Annotated in this window: 21 protein-coding genes, 2 pseudogenes and 1 riboswitch; of the genes and pseudogenes, 15 read left to right on the forward strand and 8 right to left on the reverse strand. The window is 63.5% G+C overall.

Annotation, left to right across the window (positions count from 1 at the left end; genetic code table 11):
- The first annotated feature begins 27 nt into the window (after positions 1–27).
- Positions 28–876 (forward strand): mechanosensitive ion channel family protein, encoded by an 849-nt coding sequence (locus ACA097_RS18940; RefSeq protein WP_043254557.1) that lies wholly within the window; start codon positions 28–30, stop codon positions 874–876.
- 65 nt (positions 877–941) lie between these two features.
- On the opposite strand, the gene ACA097_RS18945 is transcribed toward ACA097_RS18940, so the two are convergent.
- Both ACA097_RS18945 and ACA097_RS18950 read right to left on the reverse strand, forming a co-directional pair.
- Positions 942–2,756: an AmpG family muropeptide MFS transporter gene (locus tag ACA097_RS18945; protein ID WP_371365202.1), complete on the reverse strand. Its 1,815-nt coding sequence runs from the start codon at positions 2,754–2,756 to the stop codon at positions 942–944.
- A 39-nt stretch (positions 2,757–2,795) separates the two neighbouring features.
- Complete coding sequence (locus ACA097_RS18950) at positions 2,796–3,173, reverse strand: MGMT family protein (RefSeq protein WP_371365204.1); 378 nt, start codon at positions 3,171–3,173, stop codon at positions 2,796–2,798.
- A gap of 192 nt (positions 3,174–3,365) precedes the next feature.
- Here ACA097_RS18950 and ACA097_RS18955 point away from each other — a divergent pair, with 192 nt between their 5' ends.
- Positions 3,366–4,370: a DUF481 domain-containing protein gene (locus ACA097_RS18955; protein WP_160288152.1), complete on the forward strand. Its 1,005-nt coding sequence runs from the start codon at positions 3,366–3,368 to the stop codon at positions 4,368–4,370.
- A 111-nt stretch (positions 4,371–4,481) separates the two neighbouring features.
- On the opposite strand, the pseudogene ACA097_RS18960 reads toward ACA097_RS18955, so the two are convergent.
- From ACA097_RS18960 to ACA097_RS18970, 3 genes and pseudogenes are all read right to left on the reverse strand, one after another.
- Positions 4,482–4,709, reverse strand: a pseudogene (locus ACA097_RS18960) (transposase); the annotation flags it as partial.
- Positions 4,666–4,854 (reverse strand): hypothetical protein, encoded by a 189-nt coding sequence (locus ACA097_RS18965; protein WP_371365206.1) that lies wholly within the window; start codon positions 4,852–4,854, stop codon positions 4,666–4,668. The gene ACA097_RS18965 and the pseudogene ACA097_RS18960, both read right to left, overlap by 44 nt.
- Before the next feature lie 110 nt (positions 4,855–4,964).
- Complete coding sequence (locus tag ACA097_RS18970) at positions 4,965–5,723, reverse strand: SDR family oxidoreductase (RefSeq protein ID WP_043254551.1); 759 nt, start codon at positions 5,721–5,723, stop codon at positions 4,965–4,967.
- A gap of 104 nt (positions 5,724–5,827) precedes the next feature.
- Here ACA097_RS18970 and ACA097_RS18975 point away from each other — a divergent pair, with 104 nt between their 5' ends.
- From ACA097_RS18975 to ACA097_RS19035, 13 genes are all read left to right on the forward strand, one after another.
- Positions 5,828–6,565, forward strand: a complete 738-nt coding sequence (locus ACA097_RS18975) for a HugZ family protein (RefSeq protein ID WP_371365208.1) — start codon at positions 5,828–5,830, stop codon at positions 6,563–6,565.
- Between the two features lie 66 nt (positions 6,566–6,631).
- Complete coding sequence (locus tag ACA097_RS18980; RefSeq protein WP_043254548.1) at positions 6,632–7,099, forward strand: FxsA family protein; 468 nt, start codon at positions 6,632–6,634, stop codon at positions 7,097–7,099.
- Between the two features lie 193 nt (positions 7,100–7,292).
- Positions 7,293–7,586, forward strand: a complete 294-nt coding sequence (locus ACA097_RS18985; RefSeq protein WP_043254546.1) for a co-chaperone GroES — start codon at positions 7,293–7,295, stop codon at positions 7,584–7,586.
- Positions 7,587–7,637: 51 nt separating this feature from the next.
- Positions 7,638–9,278 (forward strand): chaperonin GroEL, encoded by a 1,641-nt coding sequence (groL, locus tag ACA097_RS18990; RefSeq protein WP_043254544.1) that lies wholly within the window; start codon positions 7,638–7,640, stop codon positions 9,276–9,278.
- Between the two features lie 96 nt (positions 9,279–9,374).
- A riboswitch (Fluoride riboswitch) is annotated at positions 9,375–9,437 on the forward strand.
- Positions 9,438–9,500: 63 nt separating this feature from the next.
- The gene (gene crcB / locus ACA097_RS18995) at positions 9,501–9,884 is read left to right on the forward strand and encodes a fluoride efflux transporter CrcB (RefSeq protein WP_371365211.1); all 384 of its coding nucleotides are present in this window, start codon (positions 9,501–9,503) and stop codon (positions 9,882–9,884) included.
- Between the two features lie 16 nt (positions 9,885–9,900).
- A complete protein-coding gene (locus ACA097_RS19000) occupies positions 9,901–10,224 on the forward strand; it encodes a DUF190 domain-containing protein (RefSeq protein ID WP_371365213.1) in 324 nt (107 codons plus the stop codon).
- Positions 10,225–10,351: 127 nt separating this feature from the next.
- Positions 10,352–11,035 (forward strand): response regulator transcription factor, encoded by a 684-nt coding sequence (locus ACA097_RS19005; protein WP_043254537.1) that lies wholly within the window; start codon positions 10,352–10,354, stop codon positions 11,033–11,035.
- Complete coding sequence (locus ACA097_RS19010) at positions 11,025–12,302, forward strand: HAMP domain-containing sensor histidine kinase (RefSeq protein WP_160288149.1); 1,278 nt, start codon at positions 11,025–11,027, stop codon at positions 12,300–12,302. Before ACA097_RS19005 ends, ACA097_RS19010 begins: the two co-directional genes overlap by 11 nt.
- A gap of 81 nt (positions 12,303–12,383) precedes the next feature.
- On the forward strand, positions 12,384–13,055 hold the full coding sequence (locus ACA097_RS19015) for a class I SAM-dependent methyltransferase (RefSeq protein ID WP_043254530.1): 672 nt from the start codon (positions 12,384–12,386) through the stop codon (positions 13,053–13,055).
- A gap of 2 nt (positions 13,056–13,057) precedes the next feature.
- Positions 13,058–13,762, forward strand: a complete 705-nt coding sequence (locus ACA097_RS19020) for a lipopolysaccharide kinase InaA family protein (RefSeq protein ID WP_371365216.1) — start codon at positions 13,058–13,060, stop codon at positions 13,760–13,762.
- Positions 13,759–13,989 carry a hypothetical protein gene (locus ACA097_RS19025; protein ID WP_084166701.1) on the forward strand — a complete coding sequence of 77 codons (231 nt, stop codon included), beginning with the start codon at positions 13,759–13,761 and terminating at the stop codon, positions 13,987–13,989. The genes ACA097_RS19020 and ACA097_RS19025 overlap by 4 nt, the downstream gene beginning before the upstream one ends.
- A gap of 89 nt (positions 13,990–14,078) precedes the next feature.
- Positions 14,079–15,287, forward strand: coding sequence for a nicotinate phosphoribosyltransferase (gene pncB, locus ACA097_RS19030; protein WP_043254527.1), 1,209 nt, complete (start codon positions 14,079–14,081; stop codon positions 15,285–15,287).
- 80 nt (positions 15,288–15,367) lie between these two features.
- Entirely contained in the window at positions 15,368–16,843 is a 1,476-nt protein-coding gene (locus ACA097_RS19035; RefSeq protein WP_371365218.1) for a helicase HerA-like domain-containing protein, read from the forward strand.
- A 92-nt stretch (positions 16,844–16,935) separates the two neighbouring features.
- On the opposite strand, the gene ACA097_RS19040 is transcribed toward ACA097_RS19035, so the two are convergent.
- The 3 genes and pseudogenes from ACA097_RS19040 to ACA097_RS19050 all read right to left on the reverse strand — a co-directional run.
- The gene (locus tag ACA097_RS19040; RefSeq protein ID WP_371365221.1) at positions 16,936–18,825 is read right to left on the reverse strand and encodes a methyl-accepting chemotaxis protein; all 1,890 of its coding nucleotides are present in this window, start codon (positions 18,823–18,825) and stop codon (positions 16,936–16,938) included.
- A 471-nt stretch (positions 18,826–19,296) separates the two neighbouring features.
- Positions 19,297–20,061 carry a methyl-accepting chemotaxis protein gene (locus ACA097_RS19045; RefSeq protein WP_371370542.1) on the reverse strand — a complete coding sequence of 255 codons (765 nt, stop codon included), beginning with the start codon at positions 20,059–20,061 and terminating at the stop codon, positions 19,297–19,299.
- Positions 20,062–20,151: 90 nt separating this feature from the next.
- Positions 20,152–21,192 (reverse strand): annotated as a pseudogene (locus tag ACA097_RS19050) (cache domain-containing protein); the annotation flags it as partial.
- Positions 21,193–21,247 lie beyond the last annotated feature (55 nt).

Here is a 21,247-nt window from a genome sequence, read left to right on the forward strand (position 1 = left end):
ACCGATAAACCCAGGGGGCCCGATTCCATGGATATGAATTACGACCAAGTGGTGCGCAGTGCGGAAGCCTGGATGCCAATAGTGCTGAGTTACCTGGGTAACGCCTTGCTGGCGCTACTGACCCTGCTGATCGGCTGGTGGGTCATCAATACCCTGACTCGCCGCATCAGCCGCCTTCTTTCCAGCCGTCACGTCGACGTGACCCTGCAGGGCTTCATTGGCAGCGTGGTGAACATTGCCCTGAAGATCCTCCTGGTCATCAGTGTGGCCTCGATGATCGGCATCCAGACCACCAGCTTCGTCGCCGCCATCGGTGCTGCCGGCCTGGCTGTCGGCCTGGCCTTGCAAGGCAGCCTGGCGAACTTCGCCGGTGGCGTGCTGATCCTGCTGATGCGCCCGTTCAAGGTCGGCGATTCGATCGAGGCGCAAGGCGTGTCCGGCACCGTGGACAGCATCCAGATCTTCCACACCATCGTGCGCACCGGGGACAACCGGACGGTCATCCTGCCCAATGGCGCGCTATCCAACGGCATCATCACCAACGCCTCGCGGCAGGCCAGTCGCCAGGTCATCTTCGACGTCAAATTGGCCTTCGACGCCGACCTGGACAGCGCCCGCGCCATCCTCCTGGAGCTGGCGGAGGACCCGCGCGTTCTGAAAACCCCGCAGCCGGCGGTGGTAGTCGCGGCGCTCGGCGAAAACTCGGTGACCCTGTCGCTGCGTGTTTGGACGGCCAACGGCGATTTCAGTGCGGTGACCTTCATGCTAAACGAGCAAGTGCGTCGCCGCCTGCTCGACCGCGATATCGGCCTGGCCCTGCCAAGCCGCGTGGTGCGTGTGCTGCGTGGCAGCGAGGAAACCAGCCTGGTCGACTGACCGAAGGCGAAATGCAAAGAGGCCGGCGCAATGCCGGCCTCTTTCATTTCTTCTGCGCAGTGAGCTTATCCATGCTCCGTGCGGCCGCTGCTCGGCGCTTGCTCCGGAGACTCTTCCTGCGGGGCGCCATTGGGCATGCCGTTCTTGCGCCGCAGCCAGAGCCAGCCGATCAGCAGCAGGGTCGGGATGCCGAGGAGCGCGGTGAGGAAGAAGAAACGCTCGTAACCCATGTGCTCGACCATGCTGCCTGAGTAGCCGCCGATGAAGCGCGGCAGCAGCAGCATGGTGGAGCTGAGCATGGCGTACTGGGTGGCGGAGAACTTCAGGTTGGTCAGGCTCGACAGGTAGGCGACGAAGGCCGAGGCCGCCAGGCCGCCGCTGAAGTTGTCGAGCATGATGGTCAGCACGAACATGCTGATGTGCGGCTCCATGGTCTTCAGCAGGGTGAAGACATCCTCCTGGATGATCAGCGGATCGCTGATCGGCCCCATGTGCGCGAGCATGGCGAACAGCAGGTTGGTGCCCGCCGAGGCGGCGCCGGCCAGGAACAGTATGGGCAGGATGTTGAAGCGGGCGATGAGGATACCGCCCGCGCCTGCGCCCAGCAGGGTCATGATCACGCCGAACAGCTTGCTGACGGTGGCGATGACTTCCTTGGAGAAGCCCATGTCGATGTAGAAGACCCCGGCCATAACGCCCATCACGGTATCGGACAGGCGATAGGTGGAGATCAGCCCTAGCAGCAGCAGCGCCTGCCAGCGATAGCGGCGGATGAACTCGGTGATGGGCGTCAGCACCGGCGCCATCAGCAGGCGGCCGGGCGCCGAGAAGCAGCTCAGGGCGATCAGTAGATACAGGCTGGCCAGCCACCATTTGCCCGTGCTCGCGCAATTGAACATGGCAGTACCGGTGACCAGCAGGATGATCAGCACGATCACCGAGACGGCCTGGTGCACGAAGTCGAATTGCGGGATGCCCTTGCCGTGCGCAGCGACGAGCAGCGGACGACGCACTCGCGAGAGCAGTTCGCGCACCGGACGGATCTGTCGGCGGCCGCCCGGGCTCAGGCACAGCACGATGAACAGGGCGTACAGCCCCGCTCGCGGCCAGGCCTGGTTGGTCAGCGCAGTGAGCATGGCGGGCAGCGAGATCAGCAGCACCAGCAGCTGCAGTACCGAGAACAGCTGGTGGTTGAAGGCGTAGGCAGAGTTGGCCACAGGTTGCGGCTGCACGTTCACCGGTGGTTCGCGCATTAGCAGGCTGCTGATCAGCCCGGGCAGGATGAGCAGCGAGAACAACCCGTAAGTCAGGCTCCAGGCGCTCTGGCTGTAGTGCAGGCTGCTCGAGCCGAACCACTCGGCGAGGAAGAGCGCGCCGGCACTGGCCAGCAGCACGGCGGCGCGATAGCCGGTCATGTAGCACGCAGCGAGCGCAGCCTGGCGGGTGTTTTCGGCGATCTCCAGGCGATAGGCGTCGATGGCGATGTCCTGGGTGGCCGAAGCGAAGGCCACTAGCAGCGCCAGGCCGATCAGCCAGGCCAGGTGGTACTGCGGGTTGCACAGCGCCATGCCGAGCAGGCCGATGGCGATCATCGCCTGCGAGGACACCAGCCAGGAACGACGCCGGCCGAGCTTGCCGATCCAAGGCAGGCGCCATTGGTCGAGCATCGGCGACCAGACCCACTTGAAGGCGTAAACCAGGCCCAGCCAGCTGGCGAAACCGATGGTTTCCCGCGCCACGCCGGCTTCGCGCAACCACACCGAGAGGGTGGTGAAAACCAGCATCGTAGGCAGTCCGGCGGCGAAGCCGAGCATCAAAAGCGCGAGGCTGGCGAGAGATTTATAGGCAACCAGCGCCTCTCGCCAGGAATGCTGTTTCATGAAGGGGGTTCCAGCACGCAAAAATTATCGCGGACTTTACTAGGACTGCCCGGCGCTAAGCCAGCCATGCCGACGTATGTCCACCCGATCGTTATGGATTCGGACCCCCTCGGCACGCAATCGTGCCCGCTGCTCTTCGCCACCTGGGGTGCCCTGCGGAAGGCTGATGCGGCCGCCAGCAGCGATCACCCGGTGCCAAGGCAACCGCGAGCCTTCCGGCAACTGGCTGAGGATGCGTCCGACCAGGCGCGCCGAGCGTCCCAGGCCGGCCAGGCGGGCCAGCTCGCCGTAGCTGATGACGAAGCCCTCTGGCACCTGGGCGAGCGTCAGGTAAATGGCCTCTCGACGAACCTGCAGGCTTTCCAGCCCGAGATCGGCGGTCGGTTGGGAAATGGAGGGCTGTTTGGGCGGGCTCATGGGACTGATACCGAGGCTGGCGAGGCTGCCGTACAGCATATCGGACGCCGCTGTGCGGGTAACGCCCGGGAGAACGCCCTTTGTCAATGCAGTTGAACTCAGCGCATGAGTGCCCGGTCAGTGTTTGCGACGGGGCTGGGTCCCTGGATAATGCCCGGCTTTTTTCTCACTCCCGCAAGTTGAATGCTGCTCATGTTGTCGCGATTACTGCTATGCCTCGCTGTTGCCTCAACCCCGCTCACCGTCCTGGCCGATACGGTCTGGTTGAAGAACGGAGACCGCCTCACCGGCAAGATCAAGCTGTATGACGGCGGACGCCTGGTGCTGGCGACCGACTATGCCGGGGAGGTCACGCTCACCGGCGACAAGATCGCCACGCTGCAGACCGATCGCAACCTGCTGGTCAAGCATGACCAGGACGCCACCGGCGAACACTCCAAGGGCCTCAAGGCAGCGGACTCGGGCAAGGTCACGCTGGTCAACGGCAGCGAGCAGACGGTGCCGATCGCCAGCATCGAGCAGATGGTGCCGCCGCGGCCGTTGCTGGAGGACTGGGTCTGGAAGGGCCAGGTGGACTTCTCCGTCGATCACACCATGGCGGAGAACGATGTCGAGGACTACGACATCAACTTCAAGACCAACGCTCGGCACGGCATGTGGCGGCACAACCTGCAGGGCGAATACAACCGCGAGAAGAAGGACGACTCGGTCAGCGTCGACAACTACTCGGCCGAGTACGCGCTGGATCGTTTCCTCGATGAGCATTGGTTCTGGCAGGGGCAGGCGCAGTACAAGCGCGATTGGGTCGAGGACCTGGAGAAGAAGCGCACTGTGGGTACTGGCCCCGGCTACCAGTTCTGGGACAACGAACTGGGCTCCTTCTCTTTGGCCGGACTGGTTAACCGCAACGACTACGAATTCAGCGACGACGAGAAGGACCACTTCTATTCGACGAGTGTGAAGTGGGACTACAACCGCTACTTGCTGGCCAAGCAGTTCGAGCTGTTCACCAACGGTGAGGTGAGCAAGCCGCTGACCTCGAAGGTCGAGTACGAAGTGGAGAGCGAGGCGGGCATTCGCTACAAGCTGACTTCCTGGGCCTCCTTGAGTCTGAAGGGTGAGTGGGATCGTCTGAGCGCCGAGGACGGCGGGGTGAATCAGCGCCGCTATACCCTTGGCCTGGGTGTGGGCTGGTAATTCACGCTGCAAGAAAAGAAAAAGCCCCGCACTGCAGGCCGTGTGAAACACGCTGTGAGCAAGGCAAAACAAACGCCCCGACTGGTTCGGGGCGTTTGTTTTTCGGAGGGATCAGCCCATCAACTCGATCAGGCGACGCGCGCCGAGCACCTGAATCGCGCGCTTGAGGTTGTAGGCCTGTACTGCCAGGGCCATTTCCGTACTGGCGCCCGCTAACTGTCGAAGCAGGAAGCGGCCGTTGCCGAATACCCACTGTTTCAGGTTACCGAAGGGGTGTTCGACGATCGCCCGGCGCTTAGCCATCATCTCCGGCCGGGCCTTCAGGCGTTGCTGCCTGCGCCTTGCTGAAGCCAAGTCGCTGCAGATCCAGTCGTGCCACATAGGCCTCGATCACGCGGACCAGATGTTCTTCAGGGACCAACTCATCCAGCGACACCGGAAACAAGCTGCCCTGAACACGCCCTTCACCGCGGATATAGCCCATGAACGACAATGCCCGTATCGATCAATACGGGCATTGTCTTTGGCTTGCACTCAGACCGCTAGGTTTTCACACAGTCTGCAAGGCGGGGCTTTTTCATGGAAGCGAGGGAGTTAGAGGCGCAGGCCGCCGTCCAGCTCGAGCACGCGACCGGTGTAGTAGTCGTTCTCGAGGATGTAGGCCACCGAGTGGGCGATCTCGTCCGGACGACCCAGGCGCTTGAGCGGAATTCCGCTGGTCATCTTCTCCAGCGCTTCGGGTTTCATGCTGGCGACCATGTCGGTCTCGATGAAGCCCGGAGCCACGCCGGCCACGCGGATGCCGTAGCGTGCCAGTTCCTTCGCCCAGACCACGGTGTCGGCAGCGACGCCGGCCTTGGCCGCGGAGTAGTTGGCCTGGCCCATGTTGCCAGCGCGGGAGATCGAGGAGATGTTGACGATCGCGCCCTGGTTGTTCAGCTCGATCATCTTCGCCGCTACTTCGCGGGTGCAGAGGAATACGCCGGTCAGGTTGACGTCGATTACCGCCTGCCACTGGGCCAGGCTCATCTTGCTCAGCTCGCCGTCCTTGACCTTGATGGTCAGGCCGTCGCGCAGGATGCCGGCGTTGTTGACCAGGCCGTTGATGGCGCCGAAGTCGCTGGCGACCTGAGCCACCATGTGGGTAACCTGTTCTTCATTTGCCACGTTGCACAGGTAGGCGCGGGCGTCGCCGCCGGCGGCCTTGCAGGCAGTGACCGCCTCGTCCAGCTTCTCCGCGTTGAGGTCGACCAGCGCCAGTTTCGCTCCCTTGGCTGCGAGGAACTCGCCCATGGCGCGGCCCAGGCCCTGGCCGCCGCCGGTGATGATGATGACCTTGTCTTGCAGTTGCATGGTTGAAACCCCACGGCAATATCGGTGAATGGCCTCGCCGGCAACGGTGAACGAATTTTCAGTGCCCGTCCGTTTGCGACGGATTCTTAGCGAGGAGTCATAAGGTGAGCGCGAAAGCTGCCAAGCATGCCCGAGAAATGCTGCTCAAGGAATACCGCGGGGTGCTCTCCACCCAGTCGAAGAAATGGCCGGGCTTCCCCTTCGGCTCCGTGGTTCCATACTGCCTCGATGCCCTGGGGTGGCCGCTGATCCTGATCAGCCGTATCGCCCAGCACACGCACAACTTGCAGGCGGACGACAAATGCTCGCTGCTGATCGGCGAGCGCAATGCAGATGACATCCAGGCTGCCGGTCGACTGACCTTGCTGGCCGAGGCGCGGCAACTGACCGATATCGGGGAAATCGAGGCCGCTGCCGTTCGCTACTACCGCTATTTCCCCACCTCGCGGGACTATCACAAGGCCCATGACTTCGATTTCTGGGTCCTGCAGCCGGTGCAGTGGCGCTACATCGGCGGATTTGGCGATATCCATTGGCTGGCGGCGGACAGCGTGCCGCAGCCCAACGTCTTCGCCGGGGCGCAGGAGGGTGGGATGATCGAGCATATGAATCGCGATCACGCCGATGCCATCCATCACTACTTGGCGCTGGCCGGGCTGCCTGCGGGCGAGGAACCGGAAATGGCGGGAATTGATTCAGAAGGTTTCCACTTGCGCGTCGGATCGACCCTACACTGGCTGCCTTTCCCCACGCCCTGCCTGGATCCTGGCGCGGTTCGCCAGGCGCTGGTGCAGTTGGCGCGAGCTGAGGCCTGGCCGGGTAGCGAGGTCATCCAGGCTTGAAATAGGCGGGCGGCGGCGCCAACTACGGAAAGTACCCGGGCTGCTGCCCCGCCAAGGACCCAGATAATGCGAGTTTCCCTGTTCTTCCTGCTGCTTTTCCCGCTGATCGAACTGGCTGTACTGATCAAGGTGGGCAGCATCATCGGTGTCGGCCTGACCCTGCTTCTGCTGATCGCGAGCGCCTTCCTCGGCGCAGCCGTGATGCGCGTGGCGGGTCTTGCGACCATCTGGCGCGCCCGCGAGCGCCTGGCCCGTGGCGAGCTGCCCGAGCAGGAAATGCTCGAAGGGTTGCTGATCGCTGTCGGTGGCGGCCTGCTGATGCTGCCGGGCTTCATCAGCGACGTCATCGGCCTGCTCTGCCTGCTGCCGATTACCCGCCGCCTGCTGCTGGGTGGGGTGAAGAAACGCATGCGTGAACAGGAAGAGCGCCGCCGTGCATTCGCCGGCGACCCCAACGCCCAGGCGCGCGGTCCGCAAGGTCCGAATGTCATCGAGGGCGAGTTCGAGCGCCGCGACAACGATCGCCTGCGCTGAAAATTTTTTTCGCGACGGCCTTGAAATGCCCTGCACCGACCTTATGTAGCAGGCACCGCAAGGTCCCTGTCGTTCAGACAGGCTGTCTCTCGCGACTCGCCAGGCGGGCCGCAAACCGGCCAAGCCGGCCTCAATAAAATTCGCCGGGCACAGCACCGGCAGTTAGAAACCACTGTTTGGGAGAGTTACGACTATGAAGCTTCGTCCTCTGCATGACCGCGTCGTCATCCGTCGCAGCGAGGAAGAAACCAAGACCGCAGGCGGCATCGTGCTGCCGGGTTCCGCCGCCGAGAAGCCGAACCGTGGCGAAGTGGTCGCCGTCGGTGGTGGCCGCGTGCTGGACAACGGCGAAGTTCGCGCTCTGGCAGTGAAAGTGGGTGACAAAGTGGTGTTCGGCCCCTACTCGGGCAGCAACGCCATCAAGGTCGACGGCGAAGAACTGCTGGTGATGGGCGAGTCCGAGATCCTCGCTGTCCTGGAAGACTGATCAGTCCGTCCAATCCCCCCCCCACTGAATTCGATTTTGAGGAAAGAGAACATGGCTGCCAAAGAAGTTAAGTTCGGCGATTCCGCTCGCAAGAAAATGCTGGTCGGCGTAAACGTCCTGGCCGACGCTGTTAAAGCCACCCTCGGCCCGAAAGGCCGTAACGTGGTACTGGACAAGTCCTTCGGCGCTCCGACCATCACCAAGGATGGCGTATCCGTTGCCAAGGAAATCGAACTGAAAGACAAGTTCGAGAACATGGGCGCCCAGCTGGTGAAAGACGTTGCCTCCAAGGCCAACGACGCTGCCGGTGACGGCACCACCACCGCTACCGTTCTGGCTCAAGCCATCGTCAACGAAGGCCTGAAGGCCGTTGCCGCCGGCATGAACCCGATGGACCTGAAGCGCGGCATCGACAAGGCCACCGTGGCCATCGTTGCCCAGCTGAAGGATCTGGCCAAGCCGTGCACCGACACCAAGGCGATCGCCCAGGTCGGCACCATCTCCGCCAACTCCGACGACTCCATCGGCAACATCATTGCCGAAGCCATGGACAAGGTCGGTAAAGAAGGCGTGATCACCGTTGAAGAAGGCTCGGGCCTGGAAAACGAACTGTCCGTCGTAGAAGGCATGCAGTTCGACCGTGGCTACCTGTCGCCTTACTTCATCAACAAGCCGGACACCATGGTTGCCGAGCTGGAAGGCCCGCTGCTGCTGCTGGTCGACAAGAAAATCTCCAACATCCGCGAAATGCTGCCGGTGCTGGAAGCTGTCGCCAAGGCCGGTCGCCCGCTGCTGATCGTTGCTGAGGACGTCGAAGGCGAAGCCCTGGCTACCCTCGTGGTCAACAACATGCGCGGCATCGTCAAAGTTGCTGCCGTCAAGGCTCCGGGCTTCGGCGACCGCCGCAAGGCCATGCTGCAGGACATCGCCATCCTGACCGGCGGCACCGTCATCTCCGAAGAAGTCGGCCTGAGCCTGGAAAGCGCCACCCTGGAGCACCTGGGCAACGCCAAGCGTGTTTCCATCAACAAGGAAAACACCACCATCATCGACGGCGCTGGCGCCCAGGCTGACATCGAAGCCCGCGTTGCGCAGATCCGCAAGCAGGTCGAAGAGACCTCTTCGGACTACGACCGTGAGAAGCTGCAAGAGCGTCTGGCCAAGCTGGCTGGCGGTGTTGCGGTGATCAAGGTCGGCGCTGCCACCGAAGTCGAGATGAAAGAGAAGAAGGCCCGCGTCGAAGACGCCCTGCACGCTACCCGCGCTGCGGTGGAAGAGGGCGTGGTTCCTGGCGGTGGCGTTGCCCTGGTGCGCGCTCTGCAGGCCATCGCTGATCTGAAAGGCGACAACGAAGACCAGAACGTCGGTATCGCTCTGCTGCGTCGCGCTGTCGAAGCTCCGCTGCGCCAGATCGTCGCCAACGCCGGCGACGAGCCGAGCGTAGTGGTCGACAAGGTCAAGCAAGGCTCCGGCAACTTCGGCTTCAACGCCGCTACCGGTGTCTACGGCGACATGATCGAGATGGGCATCCTGGACCCGGCCAAGGTCACCCGTTCGGCTCTGCAAGCTGCTGCTTCCATCGGCGGCCTGATGATCACCACCGAGGCCATGGTTGCCGAAGTGGCTGACGACAAGGCCGCTCCGGCCATGCCGGACATGGGCGGCATGGGCGGCATGGGCGGCATGATGTAAGCCACCCAGTCCCTGGCTGTGAAATAGCCCCGCTTCGGCGGGGCTTTTTCTTTATGGACTCCGGGGTTCTGCGGCTTGGGGCTTTATGCCAAGATTCGCGATTCAGGAGATGGCATTCCTCCTTTAACCGCCCCTGGGGCTGATGATGCCTACGCATTCACCTGGAAAGGCGCGTAGGCGTTTGCCTGCGGCCTGTCCAAAGCCCTTCGGAAGGACAGGATCATGTGGAAACCCATTCTCGCCATCGCCATAGGCTCGGCACTCGGCGCACTGCTGCGCTGGTTCCTGGGCCTCAAGCTGAATAGCCTTCTACCCTCGATTCCGCCCGGCACCCTGACTGCCAACCTGGTTGGCGGCTACGTCATCGGTGCGGCTGTCGCTTACTTCGCCGCGGTACCGGGATTGGCACCAGAATGGAGATTGTTGATCATCACCGGCTTCTGCGGTGGCCTGACCACTTTCTCCACCTTCTCCGTCGAAGTGGTCACCCTGCTGCAGGAAGGTCGCCTGGCGTGGGCGATGGGAGCGATCGCCGTGCACGTCACCGGCTCCCTGCTGATGACGCTGCTGGGCCTGGCTTCGATGAACTGGCTGATGGGGAGATAAGACCGAGGAGGGTGCGATGGACGGCTTTCAGCTGACTTTCTTCACCCAGCAGGACCGTCGTCATAACGGCCTGCCGCTCGCTCAGTGGCTGCTCGAGGAGGCGCGTCGGCAGAAGATACGCGGCGCGACCTTGCTCGCCGCCAGCGAAGGATTCGGCCACAGTGGTCGCATCCATGCCTCCCGCTTCTTCGAACTGGCCGATCAGCCGCAGGAGGTGACCATGGTCGTCACCGCGGAAGAGGCTGAGCGCTTCTTCACCTGCCTGCGCAACGCGCGTGTCCGTCTCTTTTATGTCAAGACGCCAATCGAGTTCGGAATGATTGGGGAAGACCCGGGCTAGAGCGCCGCGTCGCCCGATACCAGGTGCCGAGCGTGTCCAACCTCCTAAACAAACGTGAAAAAAATGTGAAAGACGCTTAAGTTCCGGTTAAGCGAGCTAGGCTAGTCTGCCCGGCAAGGAGAGGAACATGCGGATTTTGTTGGTTGAAGACAATCGGGACATCCTGGCCAATATGGCGGATTACCTGGGACTCAAGGGTTACACGGTGGACTGCGCCCAGGACGGATTGTCCGGGCTGCACCTGGCAGCGACCGCGCACTACGACCTGATCGTTCTGGACGTGATGCTGCCCGGTCTAGACGGATTCACCTTGTGCCGGCGCCTGCGCGAAGACGCGCGCCGCGATACTCCAGTGATCATGCTGACGGCGCGCGACCAGCTCGACGATCGCCTCCAGGGTTTCCGTTCCGGTGCTGATGATTATCTGCTCAAGCCCTTCGCGCTGTCCGAACTGGCCGCGCGCATCGAGGCCGTGCTGCGACGCACCCAAGGCGGTGGTCGCCGCGAACTACAAGTCGCCGACCTGAGCTACAACCTGGACACCCTGGAAGTGAACCGCTCGGGCAAGGCGCTGAAGCTCAATCCCATTGGCCTCAAGCTGCTGGCGGTGCTGATGCAGAAAAGTCCCCACGTGGTGCGTCGCGACGTGCTGGAAGAAGCCGTTTGGGGGGACGACTGCCCGGATAGCGACAGCCTGCGCAGCCATGTCCACCAGTTGCGCCAGGTGATCGACAAGCCATTCGCCATGCCGTTGCTGCACACCGTTCACGGTGTTGGCTATCGCCTGGCGGAGGAAACGAATGGAGTATAAGCAGAGCCTTTCCCGTCGGATTGTCTTTGCTTTCGTATTCATGACCGCCCTCGTCGGCGGGCTGTTTTCGGTGAGCATCGTCGGCGTGGTGCACGTGGTCGAGGAGCGCCTCATCTCCCGCGATCTGGGTGGCGAGCTGGATCGCATCATCAATGAAGACCTGCGCAACGGGCAGGGGCCGCGCCTGGACCCCGGCATGCGCTTCTTCATCAGCGACGGAGTTGGTGTCTATGCGATGCCGCCGGCGCTGCAGAACCTGGACGACGGTTTCCACGAGGTCTTCGACGGCGAGCTGTCGTTCCATGCCCTAGTTCACGACAGCGACGGGCGACGCTACGTCCTGCTGCAAGATCAGAGCGATTTCGAGGCGCGTGAGCAGGTACTGTACGCGGCGGTTGTGACCGGCTACGTGCTCAGCCTGGCGCTCGCCGGCCTGCTTGGCTGGCTGTTGTCGCGCAAGGTCATGGAGCCGGTGGCGCGCCTGGCACGCCAGGTTCGCCATCGCGATCAGTTGCTGGAGCTGGCTCCGCCGCTGGCGCCGGACTACGCCAACGACGAAGTGGGAGAACTGGCGGCGGCCTTCGACTATGCGATGGGCCAGCTGCATGACGTATTGAACCGGGAGAAGTTGTTCACCAGCGACGTCAGCCACGAGCTGCGTACGCCCCTGATGGTCATCGCTACCAGTTGTGAACTGCTGGCCGAGGACCCTGGGCTCGGGCCGCGCGCGCGAACCCAGTTGGCCAGGATCAGCTCGGCTAGCGAGGAGATGCGCGACCTGGTGCAAACCTTCCTGATGCTGGCGCGTTCGCGAGCCAAGAGCCTGGCCATCGCGCCGCAGGCGGGGTTGCGAAGCATCGCCGATGACCTGGCGGCGCAATGGCGCGAGCCGATCGAGGAGAAAGGACTGGAGCTGATCTACGAGCCTGGCGGCGCGCCGCAAGGGCAGTTCAATGCGGCCTTCCTGCGCTCGGTGATGAGCAACTTGCTGCGCAATGCCATGCACTACACGGATGCCGGACACATTCGCTTGCAATTGTCCGAGTCCGGTTTCGTGGTCGAGGACAGCGGCGAGGGGATTCCGGAAGAGCAGCGCGAGCGCGTCTTCCAACCCTTCGTGCGAGGCAGCTCGCAGCGCGGAGAAGGCCTGGGACTGGGGCTTTCGCTGGTGAAGCGGATTTGCGCCTCGGAAGGTTGGGAGGTCGGCCTGCAGCCGGCGAAGCCGCATGGTTGCCGCTTCGAAGTGCGGCTACTGAAGAGGGAATGACGTTTTCTTCACCGGTGCTTGACCACTGTATTACAGGGTTCGCCTTAGTTTTTCGTATAAAAAATGAACAGGTATCCAACCATGAGCGACAAGCCCGTCGACCTCGAGTTTTCCCAGAAGTACGACCGTGCGCACGCCGAGCGCTACCTGCGTAAGCACCGCAGCGGCCTGTCCCGCAAACTTTCCCACTGGCGCGATGTCCAGATCGCCCGTCAGGCGCTCAAACTAGCCGGCCAGCCGAATCTGGTGCTGGACCTGCCGTGCGGCGCCGGGCGCTTCTGGCCGATGCTGGCGGAGAAGGACAATCGCGTGATCATCGGCGCCGACAACTCGGCGGACATGATCGCGGTAGCCTGCGCCGGCCAGCCGGCCGAGGTTGTCAAACGGGTCAGACCTTTGCAGACTTCGGCATTCGCCATCGATCTGCCGGACAACGCCGTCGATAGCATCTTCTCCATGCGGCTTATGCACCACATCGGTGAGCCAAGCGATCGCATGACGATGCTGCGCGAGTTCCATCGGGTGACCCGCGACAGCGTGATCCTGTCGCTGTGGGTCGACGGCAACTTCAAGGCCTGGAAACGCCGGCGTGCCGAGGCTTCGCGCAAGAAGCACGAGTACCAGAACCGTTTCGTGATCCCCGCTCGTACCATCGAGGAGGAGTTCCGCCAAGCCGGATTCGTGGTGCAGAACCATATCGATTTCGTCCCGCTGGTCCACATGTGGCGGGTCTACATATTACGTAAGGAGTAATGATGGGCGCTGATTTGGCAACTCTGCAGCGAATTTCCGGCGAAAACGCTATCGAGCGTTGGTTGCAGATTCCCGGCAAATGGGTAGAGGAACCCAATCGGCGGCGTGGTGGCGAAAGCGGCGTGCAGCGGGTTCTCACCGATGACGGCCGCCTGCTCTACCGCAAGCAGCAAGTCGGTCATATTTACCGCGATTTGCTGCATCCCTTCGGTTATCCCACCGCCATTCGTGAGCGCGATGCACTGAAAGCCGCAGCTGCGCTGGGCGTGAAGGTACCGACTCTGATCTATGCCGGCTGCCGCAAGGTCAATGGCGAGTGGCAGGCCCTGCTGGTCACCGAGTCCCTGGATGGCTACAGCAGTCTGGAAGATTGCTATGCCAATGGCGACCGCGAGCGCTGGGGCGAGCCACTGCACCAGCGCATCCTCCAGCAGTACGGCGCGACTCTGGCCAAGCTCAATGGCGGCCGTTGGCAGCATGGTTGCCTGTATCTCAAGCACGTTTTCGTCAAGGTCGATGGCGAGCACATCGATATCGCCCTGATCGATCTGGAGAAGGCCCGCCAGCGTTTCAGCGCCAAGCGCGCTGCCCGCCACGACTTGCGCCAGGTTAAGCGCCGTTCGTCGTGGACCGACACGCAATGGCAGGCCTTTGTCTATGGTTACGAAGCGGCGTTTGGCAGCGCCATCAAAGGCTTGCAGACATGAAACTAGAAATCACGCGAAGTTTGCTTCTCGTCGGTGCCCTGGGGGTCGCGACCTTGGCCGCGGCTGCCTGGCACGAACCTGGGCCCGAAGTGATCGATACCGTCGGCCAGCAATCGCTCTGCCACGTTCCACCGAATGTGCGAGCCAAGCAGGCGGCGAGTCCCGATCATGATTTGCTGCTGTTCCTCTTCGGACTCTCCCAGGGCGGCGCTAGCGCTCCGCGCTGAGCAGGATGCTGCAATGAAAACCCCGCTTCGGCGGGGTTTTTTGTCGTTGATCCCTTAGACTGCCTGCAACTAGGGCATGAGAGGCGAGCATGGGCGACAGCGCGTTTTCCCCGCTTGGCGTACAGAACCTGCTGGACACCGATTTCTACAAGCTGAGCATGATGCAGGCGGTGCTGCACAACTACCCCAACGCGGAAGTGGAGTGGGAGTTCCGCTGCCGTAATGGTGAAGACCTGCGCCCGTACCTTGCGGCCATTCGCGAGCGCGTCGAAGCACTGGCCGGGCTGAGCCTCAGCCGCGAGGAACTGGGCTTCCTCGAGCGCATTCCGTTCTTCAAGGCGGACTTCATCCGCTTCCTCGGCCTGTTCCGCTTCAACATGCGCTACGTGGAAAGCGGCATCGAGAACGGCGAGTTCTTCCTGCGTCTCAAAGGCCCGTGGCTGCACGTGATCCTCTTCGAGGTGCCGGTGCTGGCGAGCATCAGCGAAGCGCGCAACCGCCAACGCTATCCGTCGATCACTTTGAGGGCCGTCCGCGAGCGCGTTAAAGAAAAATTCGCCTGGTTGCGCAAGGAAGCCTCGGTGGAGGAGCTGGCCGGCTTCAAGATGGCCGACTTCGGCACCCGCCGGCGTTTCTCCTATGCAGTGCATGAGTGCGTGGTGGACGAGCTCAAACATGGCTTCCCCGGGCACTTCGTCGGCACCAGCAACGTCCATCTGGCGCGCAAGCTTGACCTCAAGCCGCTGGGCACCATGGCCCACGAATGGCTGATGGCGCACCAGCAGCTCGGTCCGCGGCTGATCGACAGCCAGAGCGCAGCGCTGGACTGCTGGGTGCGCGAATACCGCGGCCAGTTGGGCATCGCCCTGACCGATTGCATCACCATGGATGCCTTTCTGCGCGACTTCGATCTCTACTTCGCCAAGCTCTTCGACGGCCTGCGCCACGACTCCGGCGATCCGCTGGTCTGGGCGGAGAAGGCGATCACCCACTACGAGAAGCTCGGCGTCGACCCGCGCAGCAAGACCCTGGTGTTCTCCGACGGCCTGGATCTGCCTCGCGCGCTGGAAATCTACCGAGCGCTGCGCGGGCGCATCGACGTCAGCTTCGGCATAGGCACGCACTTCACCTGCGACATTCCAGGCGTCGAGCCGATGAACATCGTGCTGAAGATGACCGCCTGCAACGGCCAGCCGGTGGCGAAGATCTCCGATACGCCGGGCAAGATGCAGTGCAGCGACGAGAATTTCGGGCGCTACCTCAAGCATGTGTTCCGCGTCGATGAGGCGCAGGCCTGAATCTGCCGTTTCGCGTTGCGCACTTGGCCGCGACGCGCCAGTCTTGCTGGGTGACTTGACCTTCGATCAGGGGAGCAAGGATGTCAGCAAGCAACGAACTCATCATCGGTGCCGGCACCGACGGCCAGCCCATCACCCAGCCGTGGAAACTGGCTAACCGCCACGGCCTGGTTGCCGGTGCGACGGGCACCGGCAAGACAGTCACCCTCCAGCACCTCGCCGAGAGCTTCAGCGATGCCGGTGTCGCGGTGTTCGCCGCCGACATCAAGGGTGACCTTTGCGGCATTGGCGCCGCCGGCAATCCGCAGGGGAAGGTGGCCGAGCGCATTGCCGGCATGCCGTGGCTGAACTACCAGGCGAAGGCCTATCCGGTCAGCCTCTGGGATGTCGCCGGGCAGAGCGGCCATCCGCTGCGCACCACCCTCAGCGAGATGGGGCCGCTGCTGCTAGGCAACTTGCTGGAGCTGACCGACAGCCAGCAGGCCGCGCTTTTCGCCGCTTTCAAGGTGGCCGACCAGCAGGGGTTGTTGCTGCTCGACCTGAAGGACCTCAAGGCGCTGCTGGGCTACCTAAAGGACCATCCTGAGGTGCTTGGCGAGGATCAGGCGCTCTTCACTGGTGCCTCATCGCAGGCCCTGTTACGCCGCCTGGCCACCCTGGAGCAGCAAGGCGCCGAGGCCTTCTTCGGCGAGCCGGCGCTGCAGCTGGAGGACATCCTGCGCCTGGAGCCGGACGGCCGCGGGCGTATCCATCTGCTCGACGCCAGCAAGCTGGTGCACGAGGCGCCCAAGGTCTACGCGACCTTCCTGCTGTGGCTGCTTTCCGAGTTGTTCGAGCAGTTGCCCGAGCGCGGCGACGCCGACAAGCCGGTGCTGGCGCTGTTCTTCGACGAGGCGCACCTGCTGTTCAACGGTACGCCCAAGGCGTTGCACGACCGCCTGGAGCAGGTGGTGCGGCTGATCCGCTCCAAGGGCGTGGGCGTGTACTTCGTCACACAGTCGCCGGGCGACCTGCCGGACGACGTGCTGGCCCAGCTCGGCCTGCGCATCCAGCACGGTCTGCGGGCATTCACCGCGAAGGAGCAGAAATCGCTGCGCGCGGTGGCCGACGGCTTCCGGCCGAACCCGGCGTTCGACACGCTGCAGGTGCTCACCGAGCTGGGCATCGGCGAGGCCCTGGTCGGCACCCTGGAAGAGAAGGGCACGCCGTCGATGGTTCAGCGCGTGGCGATCGCTCCGCCGCAGTCGCGCATCGGGCCGCTCAGCGAGACCGAGCGTGCCGCGTTGATCCGTTCCTCGCCGCTGGCCGGGCGCTACGACAAGCCGATCGACCGCGAGTCGGCCTACGAGCGCCTGACCGGGCGCACCGACGACAAGATGGCGCCGAGCCAGGCCCCGGCCGATTCCGGCAGCAACTTGGGCAACATGGCCGGCGAGCTGCTTGGCAGCCTGGCCAGCCAGGCGATGAAGACGGTGGTGCGGCAGGCGGCCAACCAGATCGGCCGTGAGCTGGTGCGTGGGCTGATGGGGTCGTTGCTGGGCGGGAAGCGGCGGTAGACGGTGGTTCGCGAGCAAGCTCGCTCCTACGAGCGAGCTTGCTCGCGAACGAAAAAGGCGCCCTGGGGCGCCTTTTTCGTTTACGCGATGGATCAGATGCGGAAGCTGTCCACCAGTTGGCGCAGGCGGCCGGCCTGGTTTTCCAGGTCGGCGCAGGCGCGCAGGGTGGCCTGGAGGTTCTCCACGCCTTCCTGGTTGAGGGTGTTGATCTCGGTGATGTCCATGTTCAGCGAGTCGACCACGGCGGTCTGCTCTTCGGTGGCGGTGGCTACCGACTGGTTCATCGCATCGATCTCGCTGATTCGCCCGGTGACGCTGGCCAGGCGCTGGCCGGCGCGGTTGGCGATCTCCACGCTTTCCTGGCTGAAGCGCTGGCTCTCGCTCATGGTGGTCACGGCTTCGCGGGCGCCGACCTGCAGCTCTTCGATCATGCCCTGAATCTGCTGTGCGGCCTCCTGGGCGCGGTGCGCCAGGTTGCGGACTTCGTCAGCCACCACGGCAAAGCCACGGCCTGCTTCACCCGCGCGAGCAGCCTCGATGGCGGCGTTGAGGGCCAGCAGGTTGGTCTGCTCGGAGATGCCTTTAATGACTTCGAGGATCTGCCCGATGTTCACCGTGCGGCTGTTCAGCGTCTCGATGTGGGTGCTGGCGTAGCTGATCTTCTCGGACAGGAGGTTCATCGCGCTGATGCTCTGTTCCACCACCTGGCGACCGTCGCCGGCCTGCTGGCTGGCGTCGCTGGCGTGGTGCGAGGCATCGGCGGCGTTGCGGGCGATTTCCTGGGCGGCTGCGCCCAGTTCGTTGATCGCAGCAGCGACGCTGTTGGTGCGGGTGGCCTGTTCGTCGGAGTTGGCCATGGAGGAGTTGGAGGCGTTGACCACCAGTTGCGAGACGTCATGTAGCTGGCGGGCGGTGCCGGCGACTTCGCGGATCGACTCGTGGATACGCTCGACGAAACGGTTGAAGGCGTTGGCCAGGGTGCCGAACTCGTCATTGCTGGCGACGCTCAGGCGTTTGGTCAGGTCGCCCTCGCCCTGGGCGATGTCCTGCATGGCGCGGCCCATGGCGGTCAGCGGCTGCATGAGCACGCGGATCAGCATGCCGAGCAGGAAGATGATCGCGACTATGGCCACCAGCGCTGCTACCACAGCGGTAGTGCGGAACTTGCTGAGCATGGCGTAGGCCTTGTCCTTGTCGATGGACAGGCCGATGTACCAGTTCACCGAAGGCAGGCCCTTGACCTGGGTGAAGCTGATCAGGCGGGTCGAGCCCTTGAGCTCGGTCTCGCTCAGGCCTGCGCCGATGCGCGGGGTGTCCTGCGGGTAGATCTCGCCCAGGTTCTTCATCACCTGATCCTTGTCCGGGGCGACGAGCACCTTGCCGTCGCCGCTGACCAGGAAGGCGTAGCCCATGCCGTTGAAGTCGAGCGAGTTGATGATCTGCACGATGGCTTGCAGGCTGAGGTCGCCGCCAACCACGCCGATGGTCTGCCCGGCCGATTGCGCAGGGGTGGCGACGGTGATGATCAGCTGGCTGGTCGCCGCGTCCACGTAGGGTTCGGTCAGGGTCGTGCCGCCGGCGTTGAGGGCGTCCTTGTACCAGGGGCGGGTACGCGGGTCGTAGCCGTCGGGCATCTTGTCGTTCGGGCGCATGGTGAAGCTGCCGTCGGCCTGCCCGAGATAGGTGAAGTTGAAGGTCGAGGTCAGCGCCTTCTGCTCGAGCAGGGCGCCGAGGCTTTCCGCCGAGTGGTCACGGCTGGCGGTCTGCGCGACCTGCTCGACCAGCAGCAGACGCCCGCTGAGCCAGTTCTGGATGTTGCTCGCGGTCACTTCACCCATTTCATGCAGGTAGTCCTCCAGGTCTGCGCGTATGGCGTTGCGCTGGAGTGCGTCGTTGTACAGGGTGAAGAGCGCGAAAGCGGTGAAAACCACCAGGGAAGCGGCCAGCAGAATCTTGTGGCTGAACTTCAGGTTTTTCATCATTTCGTAGTGCATCCAGGAGGAGTGGGGCCAGTGAATGGCGGGTCTCGGCGATGGGTCCGATTTCTTCTTGTAGTGGGCGCGCACACCGGGTCGGTGGCGTGCCCGGCAGGAGCGGGGATGACGCGCCTGCCGCAACGCAATGGCATTCCTGTGCCTGGATATCCGTGTTCGGGAGGCCAATGCCCGCGAGGAGGGCGTGAATTGGCTCACACTAGAAGTCGGCCAAATCTGCTCGAAGCTTTAACGAGGCGGACGAACGGTCGATTCCTGGCGCCGTAGGGCGTACAACCGTTCGCGGTTGTACGCCGATACACCTGTCCCCCTGAGCCGCTCCATGGCTGAGCTGAGCGAGCCCTCCGCCGGAACCGATCTCTAGCCATGGCCAGGCGGCGCATAACGCGGAGCGTTATGCGCCCTACGTTCGTGCATGAAAAAGGCGCCCGCAGGCGCCTTTTTCGTCCGCGCGACGGATCAGATGCGGAAGCTGTCCACCAGATGGCGCAGGCGGCCGGCCTGGTTCTCCAGGTCGGCGCAGGCGCGCAGGGTGGCCTGGAGGTTCTCCACGCCTTCCTGGTTGAGGGTGTTGATCTCGGTGATGTCCATGTTCAGCGAGTCCACCACGGCGGTCTGCTCCTCGGTGGCGGTGGCTACCGACTGGTTCATCGCATCGATCTCGCTGATCCGCCCGGTGACGCTGGCCAGGCGCTGGCCGGCACGGTTGGCGATCTCCACACTTTCCTGGCTGTAGCGCTGGCTTTCGCCCATGGTGGTCACGGCTTCGCGGGCGCCGACCTGCAGTTCCTCGATCATGCCCTGGATCTGCTGGGCCGATTCCTGCGCGCGGTGCGCCAGGTTACGGACCTCGTCAGCCACCACGGCAAAGCCGCGGCCCGCTTCACCGGCGCGGGCGGCCTCGATGGCGGCGTTGAGGGCGAGCAGGTTGGTCTGCTCGGAGATGCCTTTGATGACTTCGAGGATCTGCCCGATGTTCACCGTGCGGCTGTTCAGGGTCTCGATGTGCGAGCTGGCGTAGCTGATCTTCTCGGACAGCAGGTTCATTGCGCTGATGCTCTGCTCGACCACCTGGCGGCCGTCGCCGGCCTGGTGGCTGGCGTCGCTGGCGTGGTGCGAGGCGTCGGCGGCATTGCGGGCGATCTCCTGGGCGGCTGCGCCCAGCTCGTTGATCGCGGCGGCGACGCTGTTGGTGCGGGTCGCCTGCTCGTCGGAGTTGGCCATCGACGAGTTGGAGGCGTTGACCACCAGCTGCGAAACGTCATGCAGCTGGCGGGCGGTGCTGGCCACTTCGCGGATGGATTCGTGAATACGCTCGACGAAGCGGTTGAAGGCGTTGGCCAGGGCGCCGAACTCGTCGTTGCTGGCGACGCTCAGGCGCTTGGTCAGGTCGCCTTCGCCCTGGGCGATGTCCTGCATGGCGCGGCCCATGGCGGTCAGCGGCTGCATCAGCACGCGGATCAGCATGCCCAGCAGGAAGAGGATGGCGCCGATGGCGATCACCGTGGCGATCATCGCCGAGGTGCGGAAGTCGCTGAGCATGGCGTAGGCGGCGTTCTTGTCGAGCACCAGGGCGACATACCAGCTGACGCCCGGCAGGCCCTCGACGCGGGTCATGGAGACCAGCTGGGTCTTGCCGTTGAACTCGACTTCCTGCATGCCGGCGCGAACCTGGGGCGCTCCCTGCGGGTAGACCTCGGCGAGGTTCTTGAACACCTGGGCGCTGTCCGGGTGCAGGAGGATCTTGCCGGCGTCGCTGACCAGGAAGGCGTAGCCATGGCCCTCGAACTTCAGCGAGTTGATGATCGCGGTGATGGACCCCAGCTTCATGTCGCCGGCGGCCACGCCGAACAGTTGGCCATTGCGCATGATCGGCTTGGACATGGCGAGGATCGGCTGCTTGGTGCCGGCGTCGAGGAAGGGCTCGGTGACGATCAGCTGGCCGGCGGCCACGGCGTCCTTGTACCAGCCGCGCTGGCGCGGATCGTAGCCGGGCGGCATGGTCTCGTCGGGGATGGTCCGGAAGACACCGGTGGCGGCCTCGCCGATGAACATGTCGTCGAAGTTCTTCTGGAACACGTCCTGCGCCAGCACGCGGTGGATCTGTTCGGGGCTGCCATCGCTTTCCGCGAGCAGCGCGGTCTCCATTTCCACCAGGTGGATGCGGCCTTCCAGCCAGCTCTGGATGTTGCTGGCGGTGAGGCTGCCGAGCTGGTTCAGGGTCGATTCGGTATCGGCGTGGATCGCTTCGCGCTGTCGGAAGTCGTTGAAGAGGATGAAGCAGGCGAAGGCGAAGATGACCACGAGGGAGGCCGCCAGAAGGATCTTCTTGGCGAAGGACAGCGAGCGAAGCATGGGCAAAGCATCCTGCAGATGGAACGAGTGGGCAGGATGTATCGGCCGCTCTGGC

It is taken from the genome of Pseudomonas sp. QL9, assembly GCF_041409665.1.
Classification (GTDB): Bacteria; Pseudomonadota; Gammaproteobacteria; order Pseudomonadales; family Pseudomonadaceae; genus Pseudomonas; species Pseudomonas knackmussii.